27 protein-coding genes are annotated in these 26,432 nt (G+C 34.7%); 13 read left to right on the top strand and 14 right to left on the bottom strand.

Annotated features, from left to right (window positions below; genetic code table 11):
* The first annotated feature begins 152 nt into the window (after window positions 1-152).
* From folE to yidD, 4 genes are all read left to right on the top strand, one after another.
* A complete protein-coding gene (gene folE, locus ACFPH8_RS12755) occupies window positions 153-830 on the top strand; it encodes a GTP cyclohydrolase I FolE (protein WP_376861488.1) in 678 nt (225 codons plus the stop codon).
* A 132-nt stretch (window positions 831-962) separates the two neighbouring features.
* Window positions 963-1,340 carry a four helix bundle protein gene (locus ACFPH8_RS12760; protein ID WP_376861490.1) on the top strand — a complete coding sequence of 126 codons (378 nt, stop codon included), beginning with the start codon at window positions 963-965 and terminating at the stop codon, window positions 1,338-1,340.
* A gap of 51 nt (window positions 1,341-1,391) precedes the next feature.
* Window positions 1,392-2,870, top strand: a complete 1,479-nt coding sequence (gene cysS, locus ACFPH8_RS12765; RefSeq protein WP_376861492.1) for a cysteine--tRNA ligase — start codon at window positions 1,392-1,394, stop codon at window positions 2,868-2,870.
* A 207-nt stretch (window positions 2,871-3,077) separates the two neighbouring features.
* Window positions 3,078-3,317, top strand: a complete 240-nt coding sequence (yidD, locus tag ACFPH8_RS12770) for a membrane protein insertion efficiency factor YidD (RefSeq protein ID WP_376861494.1) — start codon at window positions 3,078-3,080, stop codon at window positions 3,315-3,317.
* Here the strand turns inward: yidD and ACFPH8_RS12775 are convergent.
* Window positions 3,256-3,609 (bottom strand): hypothetical protein, encoded by a 354-nt coding sequence (locus ACFPH8_RS12775; protein WP_376861583.1) that lies wholly within the window; start codon window positions 3,607-3,609, stop codon window positions 3,256-3,258. The genes yidD and ACFPH8_RS12775 overlap by 62 nt on opposite strands.
* Window positions 3,610-3,753: 144 nt before the next feature.
* Between ACFPH8_RS12775 and lgt the strand changes: the two genes are divergently transcribed.
* Together lgt and ACFPH8_RS12785 are read left to right on the top strand one after the other, a co-directional pair.
* On the top strand, window positions 3,754-4,680 hold the full coding sequence (lgt, locus tag ACFPH8_RS12780) for a prolipoprotein diacylglyceryl transferase (protein WP_376861496.1): 927 nt from the start codon (window positions 3,754-3,756) through the stop codon (window positions 4,678-4,680).
* Between the two features lie 5 nt (window positions 4,681-4,685).
* On the top strand, window positions 4,686-5,183 hold the full coding sequence (locus ACFPH8_RS12785; RefSeq protein WP_376861498.1) for a DUF192 domain-containing protein: 498 nt from the start codon (window positions 4,686-4,688) through the stop codon (window positions 5,181-5,183).
* Between the two features lie 340 nt (window positions 5,184-5,523).
* Here the strand turns inward: ACFPH8_RS12785 and secDF are convergent, their stop codons facing one another.
* From secDF to asnB, 8 genes are all read right to left on the bottom strand, one after another.
* Complete coding sequence (gene secDF, locus ACFPH8_RS12790) at window positions 5,524-8,487, bottom strand: protein translocase subunit SecDF (protein ID WP_376861500.1); 2,964 nt, start codon at window positions 8,485-8,487, stop codon at window positions 5,524-5,526.
* Between the two features lie 160 nt (window positions 8,488-8,647).
* Window positions 8,648-9,310 (bottom strand): hypothetical protein, encoded by a 663-nt coding sequence (locus ACFPH8_RS12795; RefSeq protein WP_376861502.1) that lies wholly within the window; start codon window positions 9,308-9,310, stop codon window positions 8,648-8,650.
* Window positions 9,311-9,385: 75 nt separating this feature from the next.
* A complete protein-coding gene (gene mdh, locus ACFPH8_RS12800; RefSeq protein ID WP_248398255.1) occupies window positions 9,386-10,312 on the bottom strand; it encodes a malate dehydrogenase in 927 nt (308 codons plus the stop codon).
* Between the two features lie 86 nt (window positions 10,313-10,398).
* Complete coding sequence (locus tag ACFPH8_RS12805; protein ID WP_376861504.1) at window positions 10,399-11,409, bottom strand: DUF6588 family protein; 1,011 nt, start codon at window positions 11,407-11,409, stop codon at window positions 10,399-10,401.
* A gap of 95 nt (window positions 11,410-11,504) precedes the next feature.
* Window positions 11,505-13,454, bottom strand: a complete 1,950-nt coding sequence (gyrB, locus tag ACFPH8_RS12810; RefSeq protein WP_376861506.1) for a DNA topoisomerase (ATP-hydrolyzing) subunit B — start codon at window positions 13,452-13,454, stop codon at window positions 11,505-11,507.
* A 519-nt stretch (window positions 13,455-13,973) separates the two neighbouring features.
* Window positions 13,974-14,216, bottom strand: a complete 243-nt coding sequence (locus ACFPH8_RS12815) for a hypothetical protein (RefSeq protein ID WP_376861508.1) — start codon at window positions 14,214-14,216, stop codon at window positions 13,974-13,976.
* Window positions 14,217-14,687 (bottom strand): DUF6090 family protein, encoded by a 471-nt coding sequence (locus tag ACFPH8_RS12820; RefSeq protein WP_376861510.1) that lies wholly within the window; start codon window positions 14,685-14,687, stop codon window positions 14,217-14,219.
* Window positions 14,688-14,906: 219 nt separating this feature from the next.
* On the bottom strand, window positions 14,907-16,568 hold the full coding sequence (asnB, locus tag ACFPH8_RS12825) for an asparagine synthase B (protein ID WP_376861512.1): 1,662 nt from the start codon (window positions 16,566-16,568) through the stop codon (window positions 14,907-14,909).
* Window positions 16,569-16,797: 229 nt separating this feature from the next.
* On the opposite strand from asnB, the gene ACFPH8_RS12830 reads away from it, so the two are divergent.
* Window positions 16,798-17,337 carry a DUF2911 domain-containing protein gene (locus tag ACFPH8_RS12830; RefSeq protein ID WP_248398241.1) on the top strand — a complete coding sequence of 180 codons (540 nt, stop codon included), beginning with the start codon at window positions 16,798-16,800 and terminating at the stop codon, window positions 17,335-17,337.
* Window positions 17,338-17,389: 52 nt separating this feature from the next.
* On the opposite strand, the gene ACFPH8_RS12835 is transcribed toward ACFPH8_RS12830, so the two are convergent.
* Window positions 17,390-18,022, bottom strand: coding sequence for a 7-carboxy-7-deazaguanine synthase QueE (locus ACFPH8_RS12835; protein WP_376861514.1), 633 nt, complete (start codon window positions 18,020-18,022; stop codon window positions 17,390-17,392).
* Between the two features lie 192 nt (window positions 18,023-18,214).
* Between ACFPH8_RS12835 and ACFPH8_RS12840 the strand changes: the two genes are divergently transcribed.
* From ACFPH8_RS12840 to ACFPH8_RS12865, 6 genes are all read left to right on the top strand, one after another.
* On the top strand, window positions 18,215-19,759 hold the full coding sequence (locus ACFPH8_RS12840; RefSeq protein WP_376861516.1) for a helicase HerA-like domain-containing protein: 1,545 nt from the start codon (window positions 18,215-18,217) through the stop codon (window positions 19,757-19,759).
* A gap of 32 nt (window positions 19,760-19,791) precedes the next feature.
* Window positions 19,792-20,346 carry a hypothetical protein gene (locus ACFPH8_RS12845; protein ID WP_376861518.1) on the top strand — a complete coding sequence of 185 codons (555 nt, stop codon included), beginning with the start codon at window positions 19,792-19,794 and terminating at the stop codon, window positions 20,344-20,346.
* Between the two features lie 61 nt (window positions 20,347-20,407).
* Window positions 20,408-20,773, top strand: coding sequence for a cupin domain-containing protein (locus ACFPH8_RS12850; protein WP_248398230.1), 366 nt, complete (start codon window positions 20,408-20,410; stop codon window positions 20,771-20,773).
* Window positions 20,770-21,594, top strand: coding sequence for an alpha/beta fold hydrolase (locus ACFPH8_RS12855; protein ID WP_376861521.1), 825 nt, complete (start codon window positions 20,770-20,772; stop codon window positions 21,592-21,594). Before ACFPH8_RS12850 ends, ACFPH8_RS12855 begins: the two co-directional genes overlap by 4 nt.
* A gap of 17 nt (window positions 21,595-21,611) precedes the next feature.
* Window positions 21,612-22,376 carry a pseudouridine synthase gene (locus ACFPH8_RS12860; protein WP_376861581.1) on the top strand — a complete coding sequence of 255 codons (765 nt, stop codon included), beginning with the start codon at window positions 21,612-21,614 and terminating at the stop codon, window positions 22,374-22,376.
* A 5-nt stretch (window positions 22,377-22,381) separates the two neighbouring features.
* On the top strand, window positions 22,382-22,804 hold the full coding sequence (locus ACFPH8_RS12865) for a VOC family protein (protein ID WP_376861523.1): 423 nt from the start codon (window positions 22,382-22,384) through the stop codon (window positions 22,802-22,804).
* 31 nt (window positions 22,805-22,835) lie between these two features.
* On the opposite strand, the gene ACFPH8_RS12870 is transcribed toward ACFPH8_RS12865, so the two are convergent.
* From ACFPH8_RS12870 to ffh, 4 genes are all read right to left on the bottom strand, one after another.
* Entirely contained in the window at window positions 22,836-23,567 is a 732-nt protein-coding gene (locus ACFPH8_RS12870) for a YwaF family protein (protein ID WP_376861525.1), read from the bottom strand.
* Window positions 23,568-23,584: 17 nt separating this feature from the next.
* A complete protein-coding gene (locus ACFPH8_RS12875; RefSeq protein ID WP_248398218.1) occupies window positions 23,585-24,463 on the bottom strand; it encodes a bifunctional 5,10-methylenetetrahydrofolate dehydrogenase/5,10-methenyltetrahydrofolate cyclohydrolase in 879 nt (292 codons plus the stop codon).
* A 75-nt stretch (window positions 24,464-24,538) separates the two neighbouring features.
* Complete coding sequence (locus ACFPH8_RS12880) at window positions 24,539-24,910, bottom strand: four helix bundle protein (protein ID WP_376861527.1); 372 nt, start codon at window positions 24,908-24,910, stop codon at window positions 24,539-24,541.
* Window positions 24,911-24,982: 72 nt separating this feature from the next.
* Window positions 24,983-26,311 (bottom strand): signal recognition particle protein, encoded by a 1,329-nt coding sequence (gene ffh, locus ACFPH8_RS12885; RefSeq protein WP_376861529.1) that lies wholly within the window; start codon window positions 26,309-26,311, stop codon window positions 24,983-24,985.
* Window positions 26,312-26,432: the final 121 nt, after the last annotated feature.

The raw sequence follows: 26,432 nt of genomic DNA on the forward strand, positions 1-26,432 counted from the left end.
ATTATTATACATTTAAATTTTGTGGTGTAAATTAAGAAAAATTTAAGGAAACCTTACCAATTTTTGTATGAAATTAATTGTTTGTTAATTCAGTTATCAAAAAAATGGAATTCCTTATCTTTGCAGATTAAAAACCTATTTATTTCGAAATAATGAAAATTAATGATAATACAGCTGATTTTGATGCCATTGGAGATGACCATGTAGGAACATCGGCTGACACACCATTACGAAGCGATGCTTTTGTTTTAAATTCAGAAGAAAAAATAAAAATTATTAAAGAAGATGTGCGCCATATTATGGAAACACTCGGTCTTGATTTAACAGACGACAGCCTTCAAGGCACGCCAAACCGCGTAGCCAAAATGTTTGTTAATGAAATTTTTGGCGGTTTAAATCCGAATAAAAAACCAAGTGCTTCAACCTTTGATAATAAATATAAGTATGGTGAAATGCTTGTTGAAAAAAACATTACGGTATACTCAACCTGCGAACATCATTTGTTACCAATAGTGGGTAAAGCCCATGTAGCATATATTTCTAACGGAACCGTTGTTGGGTTATCTAAAATGAACCGAATTGTTGATTATTTTGCAAAACGGCCACAAGTACAAGAACGCTTAACCATTCAGGTTGTTAAGGAACTACAAAACGTATTAAATACGGATGATGTTGCTTGCGTTATAGATGCGAAGCATTTATGTGTCAATTCACGTGGGATTCGCGATACGGAAAGTAGTACTGTTACTGCCGAATTTGGTGGAAAATTTAAAGAAGCAGGAACGCGACGTGAGTTTTTAGATTATATTAAATTGGATACTGCCTTTTAATGTTAGTTGTAAAGTTGTTTGTTGTGGAGTTGCCTGTTCAATGATATAAAAGTTAGTTAAAAAACCTCTAATTATCAAATTTTTTCTCGAAGCGCTAAACAAGAAAATAACTAAACGAAATACATAAAAATCATGTATATATATTTTTTTAAAAAATTAGATGTTTGGAAAGAAGCGATTCAATTAGCGGTTAAAACTTATAAAATAACAGATTTATATCCTTCCGAAGAAAAATTTGGACTTATCTCCCAAATGGGACGCTGTTCTGTTTCGGTGCCATTGAATATTGCCGAAGGTACAACCAGATTAACTAATAAATATAAAGCATGTTTTACAACGATTGCTTATAGTTCTTCGCTTGAATTATTGAACCAAACTATAATTTCAAAAGAATTAGATTTCATTTCAGAAGACAATTATAAAAATATGAGATTAGACCTAGAATCAATGACCCATAAAATTAATGCACTAAGAAATCATTTTTTGAATTCTTTAAATATACTTTTCTAGCCGAAAATAAAGCAACTTAACAACTCTACGACAAACACCAAACACCAAAACATGCAATTATACAACCAACAAACCATAAAAATATACAACACATTAAGTGGTGAAAAAGAAACGTTTAAATCCATCATCGATGGCTATGTTGGCATGTACGTTTGTGGCCCAACGGTTTATAGCAATGTCCATTTAGGAAATGTACGAACGTTTATGTCTTTCGATATGATTTTTCGATATTTCCAACATTTGGGCTATAAAGTGCGTTATGTTCGTAATATTACGGATGCTGGTCATTTAGAAAATGATGCCGATGTTGGTGAGGATAAAATCACTAAAAAAGCGCGATTAGAAGCTATTGAACCTATGGAAATTGTACAGCGGTACACGGTTGATTTTCATAATGTATTAAATAGGTTTAACTTTTTACCGCCTAGTATAGAGCCAACTGCAACGGGTCATATTATTGAGCAGATAGAGCTCATCCAGACCATTATAGATAATGGGTTTGCTTATGTGGTAAACGGTTCGGTATATTTTGATGTTCATAAATACAATGAATCCAATGAATACGGGATTTTAAGCAAACGAAAATTAGAAGATTTAATTCATAATACACGAGCGCTTGATGGCCAAAATGATAAGAAAAATCCGCAAGATTTTGCGCTTTGGAAAAAAGCAGAACCTGCTCATATTATGCGTTGGCCATCACCTTGGAGCGATGGTTTTCCAGGATGGCATTTAGAGTGTACAGCTATGAGCACCAAATATTTGGGTGATTATTTTGATATTCATGGTGGCGGAATGGATTTAAAGTTCCCTCATCACGAATGTGAAATTGCACAAAATCAAGCGGCTAAAGGTCAGACGCCAGTAAAATATTGGATGCATGCTAATATGCTTGAATTGAATGGTGCAAGAATGAGCAAATCAACGGGTAACTATATCAATCCAGCTGAATTGCTTTCTGGTGATAATGATATTATGTCCAAAGCCTACAGCCCTAGTGTTATTCGATTTTTTATGATGCAAGCTTCTTATAGAAGTGTTTTAGATTTAACGGATGCCGGGCTTGATTCCAGTGAAAAAGGGTTTAAGCGACTGATGGATGCCGTTAATTTAGTGGAATTGCTAAAAACGTCCAGCACATCTACTCATAATATTTCCAAATGGAAACAGTCGTGTTATGATGCTATGAATGACGATTTTAACACACCAATTCTTATTGCTCATTTATTTGAAGCGGTTAAGTTTATTAATCAAATTCATGATGGTTCGGCAACGATTACTGCTACGGATTTAGACATGCTTAAAACAACCATGCACGCTTTTATTTTTGATATTTTAGGATTAGAAAACACGAAGCAAATTGATAATTCATCTGATAAATTATCAGGTGCTGTGGAATTACTCATTAAGTTACGCCAAGAAGCACGTGCGAATAAGGATTTTGCATTATCAGATCAAATTCGTGATGAGCTAGCTGAAGCTGGAATTCAATTGAATGATAGTCGTGAGGGAACCACCTTTTCATATTAGAGACCTTGATGCGTTTCTTGTTTGTTGTTAAGCTGTAGCTCACGGTTATGCGTTTTTTTTGTTTTGGAGCAATTTAATTTAGATTAGATAATTTTCTAAATAGATTTAACTCGTTGACAGCATTATCCAGCCATTGTTTTATATAAAATACCTTTTATCATTTTTACGCAACAAACACCTTAACAACAAACAAACCATCAGCAAATTTTGCTAAAAAAAATACTCACATATCCATTTCTTTTAATAATTAAGATTTATCAAATCTTCATTTCCCCGTTGACACCTGCTACATGTCGGTTTCAACCTACCTGCTCCCATTATGCAAAAGAGGCATTGGAAAAACATGGTTTTTTTAAAGGTGGAAAATTGGCGGTTATTAGGATTTTTAGTTGTCATCCATGGGGAAGAAGCGGTTATGATCCGGTTCCGGAAAAGGATGACAACTAAAAATTGCCAGCACGCCACCTCGCCCATTCGCTAAAAATGTACACTGTACATTTTCTTTACCCTCTGTCGCCTTGGGGAAGAAGCGGTTATGATCCGGTTCCGGAAAAGGATGACAACTAAAAATTGCCAGCACGCCACCTCGCCCATTCGCTAAAAATGTACACTGTACATTTTCTTTACCCTCTGTCGCCTTGGGGAAGAAGCGGTTATGATCCGGTTCCGGAAAAGGATGATTTATGAGATTGAAGTTGAAAAGGAAATTGTCATTCAGAACGCCATGATGAACCTTCATAAATTATACGCAGTTAGGAAAGGAGATTCTTCAGTCATCTCTCCTTCTGAATGACAAACTAAATTAAAAATAACATTTCATTATAAGTTGTTGCTTTCGTATCCATTTCCAATTGCATATATTTACGCACACAAACGATGACATATGTTTATACTACAATTTGATTGGAATCCAATTACGGGATTAGATCTTTTCGGAATTTTCGAATTACACTTTTATAGTGTTATGTGGATTGTTGCCTTCCTTTTAGGTTTTCAAATCATGAAACGAATTTTTCTAAAAGAAAACGTAAATCTAGATTATTTAGACCCTCTATTTATTTATACCGTTTTGGCTACTATGCTTGGTGCCAGATTGGGTCATGTACTTTTTTACCAATCCGAATTGATTTCAGAAGATTTCTTTAGCATCTTTTTACCATTTAGTTTTAAAGGTGGCTTTCAATTTACCGGCTTCCAAGGATTAGCTAGTCATGGTGCAGCCATTGGAATTATAATAGGCATGTATTTATATCGAAGAAAATACAAATATAAATCACTAATGTGGATTTTAGATCGTGTGGTGATATCCGTTGCTTCTGGTGCTGTTTTTATCAGAATTGGTAACTTTATTAATTCTGAAATTATAGGAAAAATAACCGATTCACCTTTAGGTGTTCGTTTTGTTCAAGATTATTACAGTAAAAGACAGATTGTAGCTGAAACCGGTATTGAAAACTATAAAGAAGCCTATGCGGCTGTGACTAACAATCCGCAGTTTCAACATTTATTAGATGCGGTTCCTGTTCGTCATCCTGCACAATTATATGAATCGTTTTGTTATATATTCGTTTTTCTTATCCTTTGGTTTATTTATCAGAAAACCAATAAAGGACAACAAAGCGGCTACTTATTTGGACTATTTTTAGTGTTATTATGGACCATTCGTTTCTTTGTAGAGTTTGTAAAAGAACCACAAGGCGATGAATACATTACGTTTCTTGGTTTAAATACAGGGCAAATGTTAAGTGTTCCATTTATAATAATTGGACTCTATTTTATGTTTATGTATAAACCGAAAACCAGTAGCTAGTTTCTATGATACGTTCGTATTTTAAAATTGTTTGTTTATCTGCAACCTTATTTGTTTTGGCCTTCACATCGTGCAAAGATGAACCGAAAAAACCGAAGCAAGCTGAAGTCACTTTTAAGAAAGAAGGCACCTTACAACTTATAAAAACAGCAAACGATTCGGTTGTTTCTACATTAGATATTGAAATTGCTGATAACGAGTTTGAAACCCAAACGGGACTAATGTATCGGGAATCCATGAAGGCGAATCGTGGGATGTTATTTATTTTTCCAAACGAACAACCGCGTTCATTCTACATGAAAAATACGCGTTTTGCTTTGGATATTATTTATTTAGATACCAATAAAACCATCGTTAGCTTTCAGCAAAATGCACAACCATTTAATGAAGGCTCCTTACCTTCCAATGCAGCAGCAAAATATGTTTTAGAGGTTAATGCTGGCTTGGTTGAAACATGGAATTTAGAGGTTGGAGATAAGATGACATTTTCCAAAACGAACTAATATTAATATTTAATATAACTTCAAATTATACTTTTTGTTGAGCCACTATTTTAATGCTTTTTATATAGACCTAACCCTATTGTAAATTAAAAATAGCTATATGGTTTAGTCTGTTTTAAGGGTTGCTATTTAATGACTTCTATTAGACCTAACAGGTTTTTAAAACCTGTTAGGTCTTTTTATATATAAAATCTTTGGGGTACTCTCATATTACCCATTCTTGTTGCCATGAATCAATAAACTAGTGTTTCCAATACCACTAGAACACAAGCATACTAACATAAAAAAAGCCTTTTTGAACTGAATCAAAAAGGCTTTTTAATATATTTAAATTTATAGATTAAGCAATTTCCGCTTCTTCTACTTTCTCTTTTTCTTTTAATGCATTGGCAGCATCGCCTTTTTTAACAGCATCATACATTAAAGGTGTTGCAATAAATAAGGACGAGTAAGTACCTACTATAACACCAACAATTAATGCAAACATAAAGCCTCTAATAGAATCACCACCAAAAATGAAGATGGATAATAATACCACTAATGTTGTTAAAGAGGTATTTAATGTTCTACTTAATGTACTACTTAATGACACATTAATTACTTTATTAAATGGCCAGCTTGTGTGTTCATTAAAGAATTCACGAATTCTATCAAATACAACTACCGTATCATTTAATGAGTAACCAATAACCGTAAGGATAGCTGCAATAAATGCTTGATCTATTTCCATACTAAATGGCATATACTTATACGTTAAAGAGAAAACACCTAATAAAATTAATACATCATGGAATACAGCCGCAACCGCACCCAATGAGAATTGCCATCTTTTAAATCGGATTAAAATATATAAGAATACTACTACTAATGATCCGAAAATTGCCCATATAGATGATTTTTTAATATCATCAGCAATGGTTGGACTCACTTTGTAATATTTCATTAAACCAACTGTTTTACCTTGGTCATCACTAATAAACTCGTCATAAGTAAGACCTGGCATATAAGGCTGCAACTCTGTGTATAATGTATTTCTAATTTCCTCATCAATAGCATTATCTGTTTCGTTCACCTTATATTTCGTGGTAATTTTAAGCTGATTAGCATTACCAAAGGTTTTCGCTTCAGCACTACCAAAGGCATCTGCTAAAGTTTCAGAAATTTCGTTAGCACTAACAGGTTCTGCAAAACGCACTTGATAGGTTCTACCACCAACAAAATCTACACCTTGATCCAGACCGTTTGTAAACAAAGACCCTAAACTTACAAGAATAGCAACCGTTGAAATGATATAAGCAACTTTACGTTTCTTTAAGAAATTGATGTTGATATTTCTGAAAAGGTTTTTAGTAATTGCTGTTGAGAAATCTAAATTTCCGTTTTTATTAGCATACCAGTCCACAAATAATCTTGTAATAAAGATTGCCGTGAATAACGAGGTTGCTATACCAATTAATAAAGTTGTAGCAAATCCTTTAATAGGACCTGTTCCGAATATGAATAAAATTAAAGCTGTTAAACCTGTTGTAATGTTGGCATCTAAAATAGATGACAATGCATTGCTAAAACCATCATTGATAGATTCTTTCAAGCCTTTACCTTTAGCAATTTCTTCTCGAATACGCTCAAAGATAAGTACGTTAGCATCCACAGACATACCAATAGTTAATACAATACCAGCAATACCAGGTAATGTTAATACGGCTCCTAATCCAGATAATACACCAAAGATTAATACAATATTAAATATCATGGCAATATCAGCAAATAAACCTGCTTTACCGTAGTAAAGGAACATCCACACTAATACTAAAGCTAATGCAATAAGGAATGAATTTTGACCACTTTCAATAGCTTCTTGACCTAATGATGGACCAACAACTTCACCTTGAATAATATCGGCTGAAGCTGGTAATTTACCAGCACGTAAAACGTTAGCTAAATCCGTTGCTTCATTTAGCGTAAAGTTACCAGAAATGGATGAATTACCTCCAGAAATGGCACCTGTAGAAACGCCAGGTGCAGAATACACCACGTTATCTAAAACAATAGCAATGTTTGAACCTTCTGTAAATGCTTTACCAGTCATTTCTTCCCAGATTTTAGCTCCTTTAGAGTTCATAACCATTGAAACCGTTGGTTTACCCATTGGATCGTATTCTTGACGTGCATCTGTAACAACGGCACCACTTAATTGAGGTACGTTATCTCGGTTGCCATCTAAAGCATATAATTCAACAACTTCACTATCTTTGGCAGGCTTCCCAAACGCAAACTTTGTAAAACGTTGTTCGCCTGGTAATAATGATCTTACTTGAGGCATGTTTAAATACCCCAATACTTTTTCTCTATCCCTAAGGTTTACCATAGCAATGGCAGCTGGGTTTTGAGATTGGAATAATAAATCACGTAATGGATTAATTTCTGTAGCCGTAGAATCTGGATCTGCTCCTAATAAATCTTCAATAGCCGTATCTTCAGAATCTTGAGGCTCTGTTTCAGCAACATCTTCCGTTTTTGGTGCTTCTAATTCTTTAAGAAGGTTGTTAGCATCAAATAAGAATTGGCCAAACAAATCACGTTTAGATACTTCCCAGAACTCTAATTGGGCTGTACTTTGTAATAATTTAAGAGCACGCTCTTTGTCTTTAACTCCTGGAAGTTCTACTAAAATACGACCTGTATTACCTAAACGTTGAATACTTGGTGATGTTACACCAAACTCATCAATACGTTTACGCAATACTTCGAAAGCAGAAACGATAGATTCGTCAATTTTACGTTCTATAATTGGTTTTACTTCAGAATCTGTCATGCTACCTTCTATTTCGCCATCAAGTGCGCGTGTATAGAAAATATCTGGTGAGGCTAATTTAGTATCGCCTTTAATTTTATCAAATTCTAGGAAAAAGTCTTCAACAAATGTATTCTGACTGTTCTTTTGTACTTCGGCTGCATTTTCTAAAGCTTGATTAAAAACTGGATCTTTACTGTAGTTTGCCAATCCTTTTAAAATATCTTTTACCGATATTTGAAGAATAACACTAACACCTCCTTTTAAATCCAAACCAAGGTTCATGGCGTTTTCTTTAACCTCTGAATAGTTATAGCTAGCTACACCCAAGTTATAAACCTCCTCATTATCAAGAGAATCCAGATATTTGCGCTCTTTTACCTCATCGCCATTTGCATACGCCGCAGCTTGGTCGTCAATACTATTTGCCTTAAAAGTGAAAGACAACTGGTAAATACTTACCAGTCCAAACAAAATTGCAAACAGTTTTACTAATCCTTTATTTTGCATTATGTGTTAAATTATAATTTATTGTTGATATTTTTAAAAACGAGCAAATATATATCTTCTATAATGATTTAACAAAAGGTTTGCATAGTTTCTGTTCGATTTTAAACAAAAAAAAACAGCTTATTCAGCTGTTTTTTCATTATTATAAATTAAATAAAAATTACATTCCCATTAATTTATCTGTTTCTTTGTAACCTTCTGGCGGTGTCATATCAAATTTATCAGCAGAAACCGTTTCTTTATTAATTTCTGTAACTTCACTTGTAATAGTTAATGCCATTCCCATTTGACTTACATCCATTTTCATATATAATGGAAATCCATCAATTTGAGCACCCATTTGGATCACTTGCGGATTCATAGCTTGAATTTTATCAGTTACATAGATATCCATTGCTATATTTGCTCCTTCTTTTTCAAGCGTTACATTGTATTCTTGACACACGTAACCTAAGATAGTTTTGGTTTCATCACCCTTTACAACTTTCATACCTGCCGTATCTTCTTCACTTGGCTTCATGTCCGAAATTGTATAACTTTTTCCAGTCATTTGGTTGTCCATATACGTTAACATTTTGTTGGTTTCACCATTCAAAATAGTTGTCGTGTTTCCAGACATTAAGTTAAATGTTTCAGAACGTGTTTTATCAGATTTAAAATAGGTGGTTGTAAGAATATCTCCTACCATAGCTAATTGCGCTTGCATTTGCTCATTATCACTAGACATGGTTTGTTTAGATTTTACAACACCTTCAGTCATTGCTTCTTGCGCAAAACCTGTCAGGCTCATTGCGAATACTAAAACAAAAATTAGTTTTTTCATTTGATTTTTTTTTAAATTATTTATTGATTAATAGTTGCTTTAGTCATCTAGAACAACGGATTTCAGTTTATACAATTATAATGCCAAAAGGCCATTTGTTTTTCTTACACCTTCGGCGCTTTCTTGCATATGTGCTTTTTCAGCATCCGATAAATTGATTTCAACAATTTTTTCAATACCGTTACGACCTAAAATAACTGGTGCTCCAATACAAATATCATTTAAACCATATTCACCTTCCAATAATACAGAGCATGGAAACATTTTTTTCTGATTGCAAGCAATAGCCTGGACCAAACCACTTACTGCAGCTCCTGGTGCATACCAAGCCGATGTTCCTAATAATTTTGTTAAGGTTGCGCCTCCAACTTTAGTATCTTCTAAAACTTGGTTTAAACGATCTTCTGATAAAAATTCAGAAACCAACACCGAGTTACGGGTTGCTAAACGCGTTAATGGCACCATTCCTGTATCACTATGACCTCCAATTACCATTCCGTCCACATCACTAATAGGTGCTCCTAAAGCTTCTGCTAAGCGGTATTTAAAACGTGCCGAATCTAATGCGCCACCCATTCCAATAATACGGTGTTTTGGCAAACCTGTTGTTTTATGTACTAAATACGCCATGGTATCCATTGGGTTACTTACCACAATGATAATCGTTTCTGGAGAATGTTCTATTAAACTAGAAGAAACCGACTTTACAATACCAGCGTTAATTCCGATTAATTCCTCACGTGTCATACCTGGTTTTCTAGGAATACCAGAGGTAATTACACAAATATCACTATTGGCAGTCGCCGAATAATCATTAGTAATACCAGTTATTTTTGTATCGAATCCGTTTAATGAGGCTGTTTGCATTAAATCCATAGCTTTACCTTCAGCAAAACCTTCTTTAATATCCAACAGAACAACTTCCGATGCGAAATTTTTAATGGCTATGTATTCTGCACAACTGGCTCCTACTGCTCCAGCTCCTACTACTGTTACTTTCATGTATATATGATTTTTTTATTTGTGAAACATTAATTTTTACAAATTTAATATTTTTATACCATATATGTTTGAAGATTTCATAAAATCTAAAAGGACAGCTGTAATCCTAATGTGGCACTATTAAATTCCGCAAAGGTATAATCCGCATTTATAGCAAAAATACCTAGTTTTAAATGAGCACCTAAAGTTGATCGCATACCTGTTACTTTTTCTTCTATGGAAAAGGGATTTGTAATAGATTCTGAAAACAATATCCCATCGGAAACTACATAGGTTCCTAATAAATCGGTTTCAGATTTCCCACTAACATAGCCCAAAGCTCCGTAAACATTTAACACTTTGAATTTAGTAGACGCAATTAACTCATACAACATGGTATTAACTTTGGTCTGAATTTGTTGGTTTTGTCCTTGTACAATTCCTTCGTCGGTAAAATCATAACTACCATCTAAATGCGTAAAAGCTATTAAACCTGAGATAGCTACAGGAAACAACTCTGCTTTTGGCAACCATGTTGTAAATTCCTGTTGCAATCCAATTCCATACAAGCCTGTCTTTACATCGTCCACCTCTATTTTAGGAAAATAACGTGCTTTTAATTGTGTTCCTTTAAAAGGCGAGAAACCAACTTGCAAAAAAGCAGTTGGGATTATATTAATATCCGACGATCCCAAACCTGTTGGCAAGGTAATTTCTGTTTCTTGATTTCCAAAAATAGGATCGTCATAGGTTAAAATAACAACCATATCTGGATCGTTATTTCCTAAAGCAGTGGCAACTATTTTAAAGGGACTCTTGTCAGGAAACCGAATATTTTCATAATCGCTTACGCGCATTTCAAACGATTTTTTATCTGAATTAATAAAAGAGGTATTGGCAACCAACCCAATTTCGAAACCAAATTGCTTTTGGCCTTTTCCATGATTAAACCATCCGTTATTAATGCCATAAACCAAACCTTCTGTGGCTGGCGCCAAGTAGTCTTTACTAAACCGCTTGGCGTCATTTACACCAGCTGCTAATAAGTCGTCTATATTTTGTTGCGCGTAGAGTCCAGATGACGTAAACAGCAACAGTAATACAAAAATATGTTTCATAATTATTTGAATTTTAAGAGCTTCTTTATAATATAAACGAAAAAACGCGCTTATTGGTTTATAGGCGCGTTAATTTTTATAATTTAAAGTTCTATTTAAGCATCAATATTTGCATAAATAGCATTCTTTTCAATAAAATCTCTTCGTGGTGGAACTTCGTCTCCCATTAACATAGAAAAGATTCTATCCGCTTCCAATCCGTTGTCTATTTGCACTTGTCGTAAGGTTCTAAATTCTGGATTCATGGTTGTATCCCATAATTGCTCCGCATTCATTTCCCCAAGACCTTTATAACGTTGAATTTTGGCATTTTCACCAAAATCTGCCATAATTCTAGATCGTTCTTCATCAGACCAAGCATATTGTTTTTTAGCACCTTTTTTAACTAAATATAAAGGCGGTGTTGCAATATAAATATGACCGTTTTCAATTAATTCTTTCATATATCTAAAGAAGAATGTCAGAATTAAAGTTTCAATGTGACTACCATCAATATCGGCATCACACATTATCACCACTTTATGATAACGCAGTTTAGAAAGGTTTAAAGCTTTACTATCCTCTTCAGTACCAATAGTTACACCAAGTGCAGTAAAGATATTCTTGATTTCCTCATTTTCAAAAACCTTGTGAGTCATGGCTTTTTCCACATTTAAAATCTTACCACGTAATGGCAAAATAGCCTGAAAAGCACGATCACGACCTTGTTTGGCCGTTCCACCTGCCGAATCTCCCTCAACTAAAAACACTTCACATTTAGCTGGATCTTGTTCTGAACAGTCGGATAATTTTCCTGGCAAACCACCAATACTCATTACCGTTTTACGTTGAACCATTTCACGCGCTTTTTGAGCCGCATGACGTGCTTGAGCCGCTAAAATTACTTTTTGAACAATAACTTTAGCCTCCTCTGGATGTTCCTCTAAATAGTCGGTTAACATTTCAGAAACCGCCTGACTTACCGAAGCAGACACCTCACGGTTTCCTAATTTGGTTTTAGTTTGTCCTTCAAATTGTGGCTCTTGAACTTTTACAGAAATAATAGCTGTTAATCCTTCACGGAAATCATCACCAGCAATATCAAATTTTAATTTATCAAGCATACCAGATTCATCGGCATACTTTTTAAGGGTATGTGTTAATCCACGACGGAAACCAGATAAATGGGTTCCACCTTCATGTGTATTAATGTTGTTTACATAGGAGTGTAAATTTTCAGCGTATGATGTATTATAAATCATAGCAACCTCAACTGGAACGCCATTTTTTTCACCTTCAAAAGCAATAACTTCTTTGGTTAATGGCTCACGGTTTCCATCTAAAAACTTAATAAATTCTTTTAAACCTTCTTTAGAATGAAATGTTTCGCCTTCAAATTCACCATTATCTTTTTTATGACGCTTGTCAATTAAGTGAATCGTGATACCTTTATTTAAATATGCCAATTCACGCAAACGACTTGCCAAGGTATCGTAACTATACTCTAAAGTTTGTGTAAAAATTGTTGGATCTGGTTTAAAGGTAACAATAGTTCCACGCTTATCAGTTTCACCTACCTTTTTAACAGGATACATGGCTTTACCTTTTTCGTATTCTTGCTCCCAGATTTCACCTTTTCTGTAAACGGTTGCTTTTAAATGGTCTGATAATGCGTTCACACAACTCACACCTACACCATGCAAACCACCAGAAACCTTATAGGAATCTTTATCAAACTTACCACCTGCACCAATTTTAGTCATAACCACTTGTAATGCGGAAACCCCTTCTTTTTTGTGCATATCTACAGGAATACCACGACCGTCATCTTCGGTTGTTATGGAGTTATCCTCATTTATGGTAACGCTAATATTATCACAATGACCAGCTAAAGCTTCATCAATAGAGTTATCCACCACCTCATACACTAAATGGTGCAAACCACGCGTACCCGTATCTCCAATATACATGGAAGGTCGCATGCGCACGTGCTCCATGCCTTCTAATGCCTGAATACTATCTGCTGAATAGTTATCTTTGTTAAATTCTTCTCTTTTTTCGCTCATGTTTTAAATAATTTTAAGCCTTTCCTGACGCCTTTCTAAAAAGAAAGAACACTGTTATGGCTTACTGTTAGGTTTTATATTCTTAAAAATGAATGTTATTAGCACAAAAAAAGACGCCTTGAAAGCATCCTTTTGAATACAACCAAAGATACAACTTTTTGATGCCTTTTAAAAGCTTTTTATGGATTGAAGTTGAAAATTATCAACATTTGTTAATTACTTAAAAGTGTCTTAAATCGACTAAAAAGCACCTTAAAACGAATTTTTGATGTTTTATCATTATCCGGGAAATTAGATTTTCTCGAAATGGCTTTAAAACTAAAATTTGCGATTTTTATTTTGTTTCAATTAGATTAAAAATGACATGAATTCTGCTTATTTCTGATTTATTAACGCCACTTGTTTTTAGCTCTTAACGGATTCAATTTATACCTGGATTTCATATTCAAATTGCTATAAGTCCTTGCTTATTTTTTCTTTTACTAGCATAATGGCAGCGTGTTTTCAAGGAGATTATAATCATGGTAATTGTTTTAACAACTGATGGGCTTCTACTTCGGTTTCATCTAATAATTTATTGTACCCATGTAATTGAATATAATGAAAGTGGAAGTCATCTAACATATCACTATAAACAGCATTATTAACTCTATTAAACGAAGACGTTCTTCGGCTATAAATATATTTTACACCTAAATTACTCCATCTTGCATCAACAATTTTCCCATTATCAATTAGTCTATCATAGTTGGAGCCATACAACTATATAATACTTTGGATGACCTTTTTATGGGTATACGTATTAATTTCATTTCCAGCTATGGATGATTTAAAAGCTCCAGAAACAGGATAAAAAGTACGTTGCCCAGCAAAAAGATAAACAGCCATTAAAGAGTCTATTGTTGTTTTGTGGCTATCATAATTTTCCGAATATGTACTACTTAATAGGTTATAGGCAGCAATTTTTGGTTTGGAATAGGATTGAACATAATTTATAAAATCTAGATCTTGTTTTAGATCATTTTTTATACTCTTAAAAAACTCTTGTTCGGTACTGGCATGTTTTCGGTTTTCGTTCCAATTATTAATTGAAAGTGCAATAAGAATTCCAATAACCACCAAAATAATTTCGCTAATGGCGTATTTAAAATATCTAGCGGTTTTCCCTCCCTGTCCGGAGAACGAGCCTTTGCTAAAAAGGTCTTGACGAACAGGGCTGAATAACTTTATCATGGGCTTACTTTTAGTCTGTAAGCAGGGATTATACTGTAGAGATGGTTTGTTTCTGTTTCTAAATGTAGTGAAACATTAGACATAAAACCATAAAAAAGCCAGCATAAAACTGGCTTTTAATCTTGTATTAGATTTGTTTTATTGCATATGGCTTAAAGGCAGGATTACGGTAGTTCTATGAATTTTCTACAGCCAACCTCCTAAACCTTCTAAACCTCATTAATACGCATCGGCATGCACATGAGCCACGGCTCTTCCGCTTGGGTCGTTCATGTTTTTAAAACTCTCATCCCATTCCAAGGCAATTTTGGTGCTACAAGCTACGCTAGCTTCTTGCGGTACACATAAAGCGGCAGCATCACTTGGAAAGTGTTCAGCAAAAATAGACCGGTAATAAAACTCCTCTTTACTGGTTGGTGTTTGCAATGGAAATTTATACTTCGCGTTTGCTAGTTGCTCATCACTTACTGCTGTGGCAACAACCTCTTTTAAGGAATCTATCCAACTATAACCCACGCCATCACTAAACTGTTCTTTTTGGCGCCAAGCTACAGATTCAGGAATCATATCTTCAAAGGCTTTTCTTACAACCCATTTTTCCATACGCTCGCCATTAATCATTTTATCTTGTGGATTGATACGCATAGCCACATCCATAAATTCTTTATCTAAAAATGGCACACGGCCTTCAATTCCCCAAGCCGCCAGACTTTTGTTTGCTCGTAAACAGTCGTATTGATGTAATTTGCTCAATTTTCGAACGGTTTCTTCATGAAATTCTTGCGCATTTGGCGCTTTATGAAAATATAAATAGCCACCAAATAATTCATCAGCTCCTTCACCAGATAACACCATTTTTACACCCATAGACTTTATAACGCGCGCCATTAAATACATTGGTGTACTAGCTCGAATAGTTGTTACATCATAGGTTTCTAACTGGTAAATAACATCTTTTAGCGCATCTAATCCTTCTTGAATTGTAAATTTTATTTCATGATGAACCGTTCCAATATGGTCCGCAACCTTTCTGGCTGCTGCTAAATCTGGCGAACCTTCTAATCCCACTGAAAAACTATGCAGTTGCGGATACCAGGCATCTGTTGTATCATCGCTTTCAATGCGTTTTTGCGCATATTTTTTAGCGATGGCTGACGTTACAGACGAATCTAATCCACCTGACAATAAAACACCGTAAGGCACATCGCTCATAAGCTGTCTATGAACAGCTGCTTCCAAGGCGTCTTTAATTTCCGCAATATGGGTTTCGTTTTCCTTTACAGCATCATATTCCATCCAATCGCGTTTGTACCATTGCACAAATTCACCATCTTTGCTAGACAAATAATGTCCGGGAGGAAATAATTCAATTTTGGTGCAATAACCTTCTAACGCTTTTAATTCTGAGGCTACATAAAAGGTTCCATGTTCATCCCAACCTATATATAACGGAATGATTCCCATGTGGTCCCGCGCTACGAAATATTCATCTTTCTCGACATCATAAATTGCAAACCCAAAAATACCATTCATCTCATCTATAAAATGAACACCCTTTTCTTGATACAGTGCTAAAATGACTTCGCAATCACTTTCTGTTTGAAACTTGTAATCGGGAAACTGCTTCCGCAACTCTCGGTGGTTATAGATTTCCCCATTGGCGGCTAACACTAATTTTTTATCAGCACTAATTAGCGGCTGCTTTCCTGAAGCTGGATCCACAATAGCCAAACGTTCATGCGCCATAATAGCCTTTTCATTATCATAAACCCCACTCCAATCTGGGCCACGATGCCTGATTTTTTTCGCCATTTCTAATACTTGAGGTCTTAATTCCGTTGCTTTCTGTTTCAATTCGAATGCACATACAATTCCACACATAATTTTTTGTATAATTTATTTATTGAAGCAAATATGGATATAATAACAGTATTTAAAAACAATAAATTATGTTTTGGTTATAATATGAAACAATAAATTCTTAATTTACATAAATATGAAACAAATTGAATTTGATTTTATTGTATTCCTAATAATTTGTAAAGTTTCAAGAAAATTTGCGACTGTTTAAAAATTATTAAATATTTTTAACGAAACAAAAATTATAAATATGAAGAAATCAACATTTATTACATCCGTCGCGTTTGCTTTGGTTATGGTATTCACAACAAGCTTATCTGCTCAAGAGTTTTCTAATTTAGATAAAAGCCCAATGGATGCCGCCGCGTTTCCTTCAGATTACAAGGATGCCAACAAATCTATAAAAGTCGTTTACAGCAGACCACAACTTAACAATCGTTCATTAGATAAATTAGCACCTAATGATAAGGTTTGGCGTACTGGAGCTAATGAAGCTGTTGAAATTACATTTTATAAAGACACCAATTTTGGTGGCAAAATGATAAAAAAAGGAACCTATTCTTTATTCACCATTCCTGGAGACAAAGCGTGGACAATTATTATTAATAAAGATTTGAATACTTGGGGGTCATATTTCTACAAAGAAGAAAATGATGTTGCTCGTGTTACGGCTCCTGTAAACATAGCGGATGAATCTTTAGAAGCATTTTCTATAAGTTTTGATGATGATGCTAACATGCACATGGGATGGGGAAAGGTTAGAGTATCGGTACCTACCTCTTCAAAATAAAAAACATTTCGATTATAATAAAAAACGCCTTGACTATTCAAGGCGTTTTTTTTTAGGGTATATTTAAGTATTTGTGGGTTTGTAATGACACTTTCCATTTCGGGTTTGCCATAACGTAATCTACAATGTCGGGCACCATTTTATCGCGTTTACTCCATTCAGGCTGTAAATACAAAATACAATCTTTATTTACTTTAGCCGCTTGTTCCTCCGCAAATTTAAAGTCGTCTTTATTATAAACAATCACCTTTAATTCATTTGCATTATCATAAACCGGTTGGGTTGGTAATTTTAATTTTTTAGGCGAAAGGCAAATCCAATCCCAAGTACCTGTTAACTCATAAGCACCAGAGGTTTCAATATGGGTTTGCATACCTTTTGCTTTTAATTGGTTGGTTAAAACCGTCATATCCCACATTAAAGGTTCACCACCGGTTACCACTATAGTCTTGCTGTACTTTTCAGCATTGGCAACAATTTTTGCTGTTTCAGTTGGTGGATGTAGTTCGGCCAACCAGCTTTCCTTCACATCACACCAATGACAACCTACATCACAACCACCAATTCGTATAAAATAGGCAGCCGTTCCCTTATGGAAACCCTCACCTTGTATGGTATAAAACTCCTCCATTAAGGGCAATAAAAGCCCTTTATCTAACAACTCTTGTCTTTCACTTCTTGTCATAGCATGCAAAGATATAAAACAGGATTTAGTAAGTGCTATGATGTCTCCGATATTTCATAACGCAACCTTACTAAAAAGTTCGTTTTATATATTTAAACACATGGTTACCGCTCCATTTCAATCACCTGATATTGTTTAAAAAAAATTCCGATGATTAATTTAAGAATTGTACTTTTATGCAAATTATTATTCATGGACAGAAACGAGACGTTTTTCAAGCATATATTAGAAGGAAACACTAATAAAGGTGAGTTTATAACCTTGGGTTCCGCCATGCTTGATGGAAAAACTGTTACCAATGCTTTCGTAAATGTACCTTTAAAAACCATGAACAGACATGGCTTAATTGCGGGTGCAACAGGAACAGGTAAAACAAAGACACTTCAGGTATTAGCTGAAAATTTAAGCGAAAAAGGTATTCCGGTATTATTAATGGACATCAAAGGCGATTTAAGTGGATTGGCACAACCCAGCCCTGGTCATGCAAAAATTGATGAACGCCATGCGCAAATTGGACTTCCTTTTAACCCAAAGGCCTTTCCTGTTGAAATTTTAACCCTTTCGGAACAACATGGTGTGCGACTTCGGGCAACGATTAGTGAATTTGGACCCGTTTTAATTTCACGAATTTTAGATGTTACGGAAACACAAGCCGGAATTATATCGGTAATATTTAAATATTGCGATGATAACAAACTACCACTTTTAGATTTAAAAGATTTCAAAAAAATTCTACAATATGCCACAGATGAAGGTCGCGAGGAATTTGAAGATGCTTATGGCCGGATTTCCACCGCTTCCACTGGTGCTATTTTACGTAAGATAGTTGAGATTGAACAACAAGGAGGTGATTTATTTTTTGGTGAAAAATCATTTGAAGTTGATGATTTATTGCGTGTTGATGAAAATGGTCGTGGTTATATAAATATTATTCGTTTAACAGATATTCAGGATAAGCCCAAATTGTTTTCAACCTTTATGTTGAGTCTATTGGCGGAAATTTACGCCACCTTTCCAGAACAAGGCGATTCTGGACGACCTGAATTAATTTTGTTTATCGATGAAGCGCATTTAATCTTCAATGAAGCTTCCAAAGCCTTATTAAATCAAATAGAAAGTATTGTAAAACTCATACGAAGTAAAGGTGTTGGGTTATATTTTGTAACCCAAAACCCAACTGATGTTCCGGAAGCGGTTTTAAGTCAACTCGGTTTAAAAGTACAGCATGCCTTACGTGCATTTACTGCTAAAGATAGAAAAGCCATAAAGTTGGCAGCACAAAACTACCCAGATACTGAATATTATGATACGGCTAGTATATTAACATCGTTAGGAACTGGAGAAGCTTTAGTGTCAGCTTTAGATGAAAAGGGACGACCTACGCCACTGGCAGCCACCATGATGCGCGCACCAATGAGTCGCATGGATATTTTAACAGACAATGAACTTGAAGCACTTTTATCGGATTCTAAATTAGTGAAGAAATACAATGATGAAATTGATAGGGAAAGTGCCTATGAATTGCTCAATAAAAAAATTGAAGAAGCGGAAGCTGATGAATTAAAAGAAAAAGCTCAAAAAGAAAAGGAAGCCCTAAAAAAAGCGGAATCTAAAAAAAGCACGCGTCGTTCAAGTTCGCGAATAAACCCGATAGTAAAAGTCCTGACAAGCGCCACTTTTATTAGAAGCGTTTTTGGGATCTTAAGCAAAGCGATGAGCAGTTCTAAAAAATCATAAACTAAAAACACAATTAAAAAAATAACACCCAAATGAAAAAAATCATTTTAAGCTTAATTATAGTAACAGCTTTATTCACTAGTTGCACGAAAGAACAAGATCCATTTTTAATTGGCAACCAAAATATTGGCATGCTAACAGACTCCACCAAAGTAGCGGATTTGGAAATGATATTCCCGAACGATTCTATCGTGAAATTATCGAATACCGAAGCTTATATGAAAGAGTATTCGGACATACAAATTTATGATAAAGCAGGAAACACCTTACTAGTATTAAGTCCTGTAACAACTACAGATCCGAAAGCCACTATTAGCACTGTTAAAGTGATAGATTCGCGTTACAAAACAGAAAAAGGCATTACAACAAAAAGTACATTTGGTGATATTGAAAAGCAGTATAAAATTTCAAGCATTCAAAATACCATTAAAAATGTGGTTGTTTTCGTGAATGAAATCAATGCCTTTTTTACCATCGATAAGAAAGAGTTACCCGCAAGTTTACAGTTTGATTCTAACGCTAAAATTGAAGCTATTCAAATTCCTGAAACCGCTAAAATTAAATACTTCATGATTGGCTGGGATTAATTTCCTAGACATATTTGATCGTTAAGAACTAAAAAAACGCAAAACCTTTAAAATAACACGTATGAAAACATACCAAGTTCAAGATAATCCATTCGTATTCCCAACAACAGATGGTAAACTAATTAAAGAACATTTTGGATTGGCAACCGATGGCAATCCTGACATTAGTATTGCTCACATGGTTGCACCTGCGGGCTGGAGTGAACCATTTCAAACACCTAAATTTGACGAATACACCTTTATCATTAAAGGAAAAAAACAATTTATAATTGATGGCGAAGAAATTGTTTTAGAAGCCGGACAATCCATCAAAATAACTAAAAATACACGTGTACAGTATTCCAATCCGTTTACAGAACCTTGCGTTTATTTGGCTATCTGTAAACCTGCATTTTCTATGGATTTAGTTAATCGCGAAACCCCATGAAGATCCTTCAAAAATTCATTGGTTTCCTTATAAATGTTATTGGATTATTTTCTAAAAAATCTGCAGCACGTTTGGCATTGTATTTATTTACAACACCCAGACGTGGTAGACTAACAGAAAAACAATATGATTTTTTAGGCACTTCCTTCCGAGAAGAACTCACGGTGAATTCCATCCCTGTTATGACTTACAGGTGGCTAGGAAAAGGAAAAACCATTCTATTAGCACATGGCTGGGAAAGTAATGCGGCGAGGTGGCAGTATTTAATTGAGCCTTTGCGAAAATTAGATTACAACATAATTGCATTAGATGCGCCAGCTCATGGTAAATCTGGAAGCAAACGATTTAACGCCGTGTTATATGCCGATTTTATAAAAGCGGTTTCAAAAAAGTTTAAACCCGATTTTATTATTGGTCATTCCGTTGGTGGTATGGCTTCCGTTTTTTCGCAAACAAACAGCGATTATAAGGCGTTAAAAAAGATGATTTTATTAGGCACACCTTCTGAATTCACGGATGTTTTAAATCGGTATTACACAATGATGGGCTTCAGTAAACGTACAATAAGTGCTATTAACCAACTAGCAAAGGATAGATTTAATGAAGCGCCTGAAAGTTTTTCAACCGCTAAATATTTAGAAACATTAAGTTTAGAAGGGCTCATTATTCACGATGAAAAAGACACCATCATTCCGTATCAAGATGCACTATCCATTAATAACAGCCTAAAAAACAGCAAACTAATAACCACAACAGGATTTGGTCATTCGTTAATAGACGACAGTATATCCAGTTACATTTATGAGTTTTTAAAAAGCTAAATTGATATCTTTGCATGATGGAAGAAAAATTAACAAGACTCAATAAATATTTAAGCGAAGTTGGTTATTGCTCACGTCGAGCTGCCGACAAACTTATTGATGCTGGACGTGTAACCATTAATGGTGTGGTTCCAGAAATGGGAACCAAAGTATCAGAATCCGATGTGGTGGAAGTAGATGGCAAAGAAATTAAAGGCAACGATAACCCATTTGTTTATTTGGCCTTTAATAAGCCTGTTGGCATTGTTTGTACAACAGATACACGTGTGGAAAAAGATAATATTATTGATTATATAAAATATCCGAAACGTATTTTTCCTATTGGTCGTTTAGACAAACCTAGTGAGGGTTTAATTTTCTTGACAGATGATGGTGATATTGTAAATAAAATATTACGTGCGAGTAATAATCATGATAAAGAATATATTGTAACTGTTGACAAACCCATCTCACAAACGTTTATTCAACACATGTCTCGTGGAATTTATTTAGAAGAATTAGATAAAACTACAAAAAAATGTGAGGTTGAAAAACTAGGTACGCACGAGTTTAAAATTATATTAACCCAAGGCTTAAACAGGCAAATTCGTCGTATGTGTGAGTATCTAACCTATGAGGTTGTCACACTAAAACGTATTCGGATAATGAATATTAAACTAGATATTCCTGTTGGAACGTATAGAGAATTTACCAAATCAGAATTCGCAGAATTAAATCGTTTATTAGCAGATTCAGATAAAACGATTACCAATAAAAGCATCGCGAAACAATCTAGAAGATAAATTATATGTCCACTATTTCACCTTTTCATATAGCTATTCCAGTTCACAATTTGGAGGCTTGTCGTGTTTTTTATCGCGATGTATTAAACTGTGAGGAAGGCCGAAGCAGTGACCATTGGGTCGATTTTAATTTTTTCGACCACCAACTAGTTATTCACTATAAACCAAAATCTGACGCCGTATTACATACCAATTCAGTGGATGGGAAATCGGTTCCAGTTCCTCACTATGGCGTGGTTTTACCTTGGGCTGATTTTCAAGAATTTTCTGAACATTTACAGGCGGCAGATATCAAATTTGTTATTGAACCTTATATTCGATTTGAAGGACAAGTGGGCGAACAAGCTACCATGTTTTTTTACGATCCCGCCGGAAATGCTTTGGAGTTTAAAGCGTTTAAAGATAGGAGTCAATTGTTTGCGAAATAAGTTCGAGGCAAATTTTATAAACGCACCGTTACTATTTGGATGTCAGTTTCTTTTTATTACCGATTAAATAAAACGGTAAATAAATTAATAAGAAAAACGGGATTAATATTAATTCTACAACAAGTAAATAATACGGATAATCACCTAAATAATCCAGTGCCGAAGCAGATTCTGGCTTTCTATTTAAATAGAAATAATTAGAATTTAATACATAATTAACAGCCATTATGGTTGCCACATAAACTTGCAATGCTAAAAAGGACTTGATTACACTTTTAAATTTTGGTCGCATATGTAACACGAAGGTGGCATAAAAAATAATGGTAAGTAAACCCAGATGCACAATCCAATACCTGAAATAGTCTAAACTAGGAAAGCCTACAGCAATATCTGGTGTTATAACACCTTGCAAAGTTCCGGCAATTATCCAAAACAATAAAATTTCATACATCCAATATTTTCTAGAAGTAGTAAATATGGGAATAATTAAGGCTAAAAAACTACATAGAAATAAAGGTAAATCTTTAGAAATAGTATAAGCGCCTAAACTAATTTTGTGTACATGAAACAATACAATAGTCAGCGAAACACAAATACCAAGCCACTTAAAAACTAAATATTTTTGGTTAACATGTAATTTTTTACGCGCAAAATGAATAAGACCAATACAAAATAGAATGGCTAGACCAATTGGTAGTATATGCTCTATACTACCAAATTGTACTCTGTTAGACTGAATAATTAGGGTTTGTAAAAAATTCACGTTGCAATATAAGGTCTTTATTGCATGTGTCGTTCTCTAGCCAATAAGGTATTTTTAAGCAGCATGGCAATTGTCATCGGACCAACTCCTCCTGGAACAGGTGTAATATAACTTGCTTTCTTGCTTACATTTTCAAAATCTACATCGCCGGTAATAATATAGCCTTTTGGCGAATTATCATCTGGTACACGTGTAATTCCAACATCAATAATGACAGCATCATCTTTAACCATTTCCGCTTTTAGGTAATTTGGATGACCTAAAGCTGTTATAATAATATCGGCTTGACTGGTTATTTGGGTTATATTTTTTGTGTGACTATGCGTTAATGTTACCGTAGAGTTTCCTGGAAATCCTTTTCTTCCCATTAAAATACTCATTGGACGACCAACAATATGACTACGTCCAATAACAACGGTATGTTTTCCTTTGGTCTCCACATTATACCTATCTAATAGTTCCAAAATCCCAAAAGGTGTTGCAGGAATAAACGTTGACATATCCAAGGCCATTTTACCAAAATTCATGGGGTGGAAACCATCCACATCTTTATCTGGATTTACAGCCATTAAAACTTTTTGCGTATTAATTTGAGGCGGAAGTGGTAATTGAATAATGAAACCATCAATATCTGGGTTTTCATTTAAATCTTGAATTTTATCCAGCAATTCAATCTCACTAGTTGTATTGGATAAACGTACCATGGTGGATTCAAAACCAACACGCTCGCAAGCTCGTACTTTACTTGCAACGTAGGTTAAACTAGCGCCATCGTTTCCGACAATAATAGCCGCCAAATGAGGAACCTTCTCCCCTTTTGCCTTCATTTTTTTAACCTCATCAGCAATTTCATTTTTAATGTCGTTGCTTACTTTTTTTCCGTCTAGTATGACCATATATAATAGTTTTCAGTCGCAGTCGCAATTTCCAGTTCTTACTCTTGCGGTTTTAATTTTCAATTCACTAAATAATCATTCTGGATTGACTCCGAATTTTCCAGGATTATTAATCAAATAATTTATTAATTTACCAACTTCAATTCCTTCATTTGATAAATCTATGTGCTGTTCTTTAGAAATATAATTACAAGCTAAAGCAAAATCTAACCATGTATTTGTTTCTGAATTCTCTGCATCAGCATCAGTTAGCTTGCTATGGTAATGTTTTGGGTAAACTTTCTTTCTATAAGCTTCTGCCAAATTAGCATTCACAGAACGTGAACTTCTTCTAATTTGATCTGTCAATGCGTATGTTTCTTCTTTTGGAAAATTTTTCGAGATTTCAAAAATATCCATAGCTAAATCAAATGCTTTTTGATATGCGAAAAGTTTTTTGAAATCCATTTTATTACTATTTAATAAGATATTATTGAAATTCCCGACTTCAAACTGTTCCTGCAAACTGGTAACTGAACATTACCTCATCCCTTTCATGGCTTGCATCATGGCTTTTCCTTTTCCACCTTGCATCATTTTCATCATTTTACCCATTTGGTCAAACTGCTTTAAAAGCTGATTCACCTCCTGAACAGATGTTCCCGAACCTTTTCCAATGCGCTTTTTTCTACTGGCATTTATAACTGATGGGTTTGTTCTTTCTAAAGGTGTCATGGAATGAATCATAGCCTCAATACCTTTAAACGCATCATCATCTATATCAATATCTTTCATCATTTTTCCTGCACCAGGAATCATGCCGATAAGATCTTTCATATTACCCATTTTCTTGATTTGCTGAATCTGTTTTAAGAAATCATCAAAACCAAATTGGTTTTTGGCAATTTTTTTCTGAAGCTTTCTCGCTTCAACTTCATCATATTGTTCTTGGGCTCTTTCAACAAGAGACACCACGTCTCCCATTCCTAAAATACGATCGGCCATACGCGATGGATAGAAAACATCAATCGCTTCCATTTTTTCGCCCGTACCAATAAACTTAATAGGTTTATTTACAACCGATTTAATAGAAATAGCAGCTCCACCACGTGTATCACCATCTAATTTAGTTAGGATAACACCATCAAAATTTAAGACATCATTAAAGGCTTTTGCTGTATTCACCGCATCTTGACCTGTCATAGAATCCACAACAAATAAGGTTTCTTGTGGTTGGATGGCTTTATGAATGTTGGAGATTTCGGTCATCATGGCTTCATCAACTGCCAAACGACCAGCTGTATCAATAATAACCACATTAAAACCATTGGCTTTGGCATGTGCAATACCTGCTTGAGCAATGGCAACTGGATCTGTATTACCTTTATCACTATAAACCTCAACACCAATTTGATCACCTACAACGTGCAATTGATCTACGGCAGCCGGACGATACACATCACAAGCTACTAATAACGGCTTCTTGGTTTTTTTAGTTTTTAGAAAATTGGCCAGTTTACCAGAAAAGGTTGTTTTACCAGAACCTTGCAAACCAGACATTAAAATAATACTTGGTGTTCCTGATAAATTAAGACCTTCTGCATCGCCACCCATTAATTCGGTTAATTCGTCTTTAACGATTTTCACCATTAATTGGCCTGGCTGAAGTGTTGTTAATACATTTTGCCCAAGTGCTTTTTCCTTTACACGAACGGTAAAATCTTTAGCAATTTTAAAGTTAACATCGGCATCTAAAAGGGCTCTACGTACTTCTTTTAAGGTCTCGGCAACGTTTACTTCCGTAATACTACCATGACCTTTTAATACGTGTAACGCTTTATCTAACTTTTCACTTAAATTATTAAACATACTTCTTATGATTTTTTAAAGATGCAAATTTAATGATTTGATTGCTATTAATAAAGCGATGCTGTTATTTTAATTGCATAAAAAAGAGCTGCCATAATTGACAACTCTTTTCTACTAAAAA

The sequence above is a fragment of the Bizionia hallyeonensis genome (genome assembly GCF_042657385.1).
Classification (GTDB): domain Bacteria; phylum Bacteroidota; class Bacteroidia; order Flavobacteriales; family Flavobacteriaceae; genus Algorimicrobium; species Algorimicrobium hallyeonense.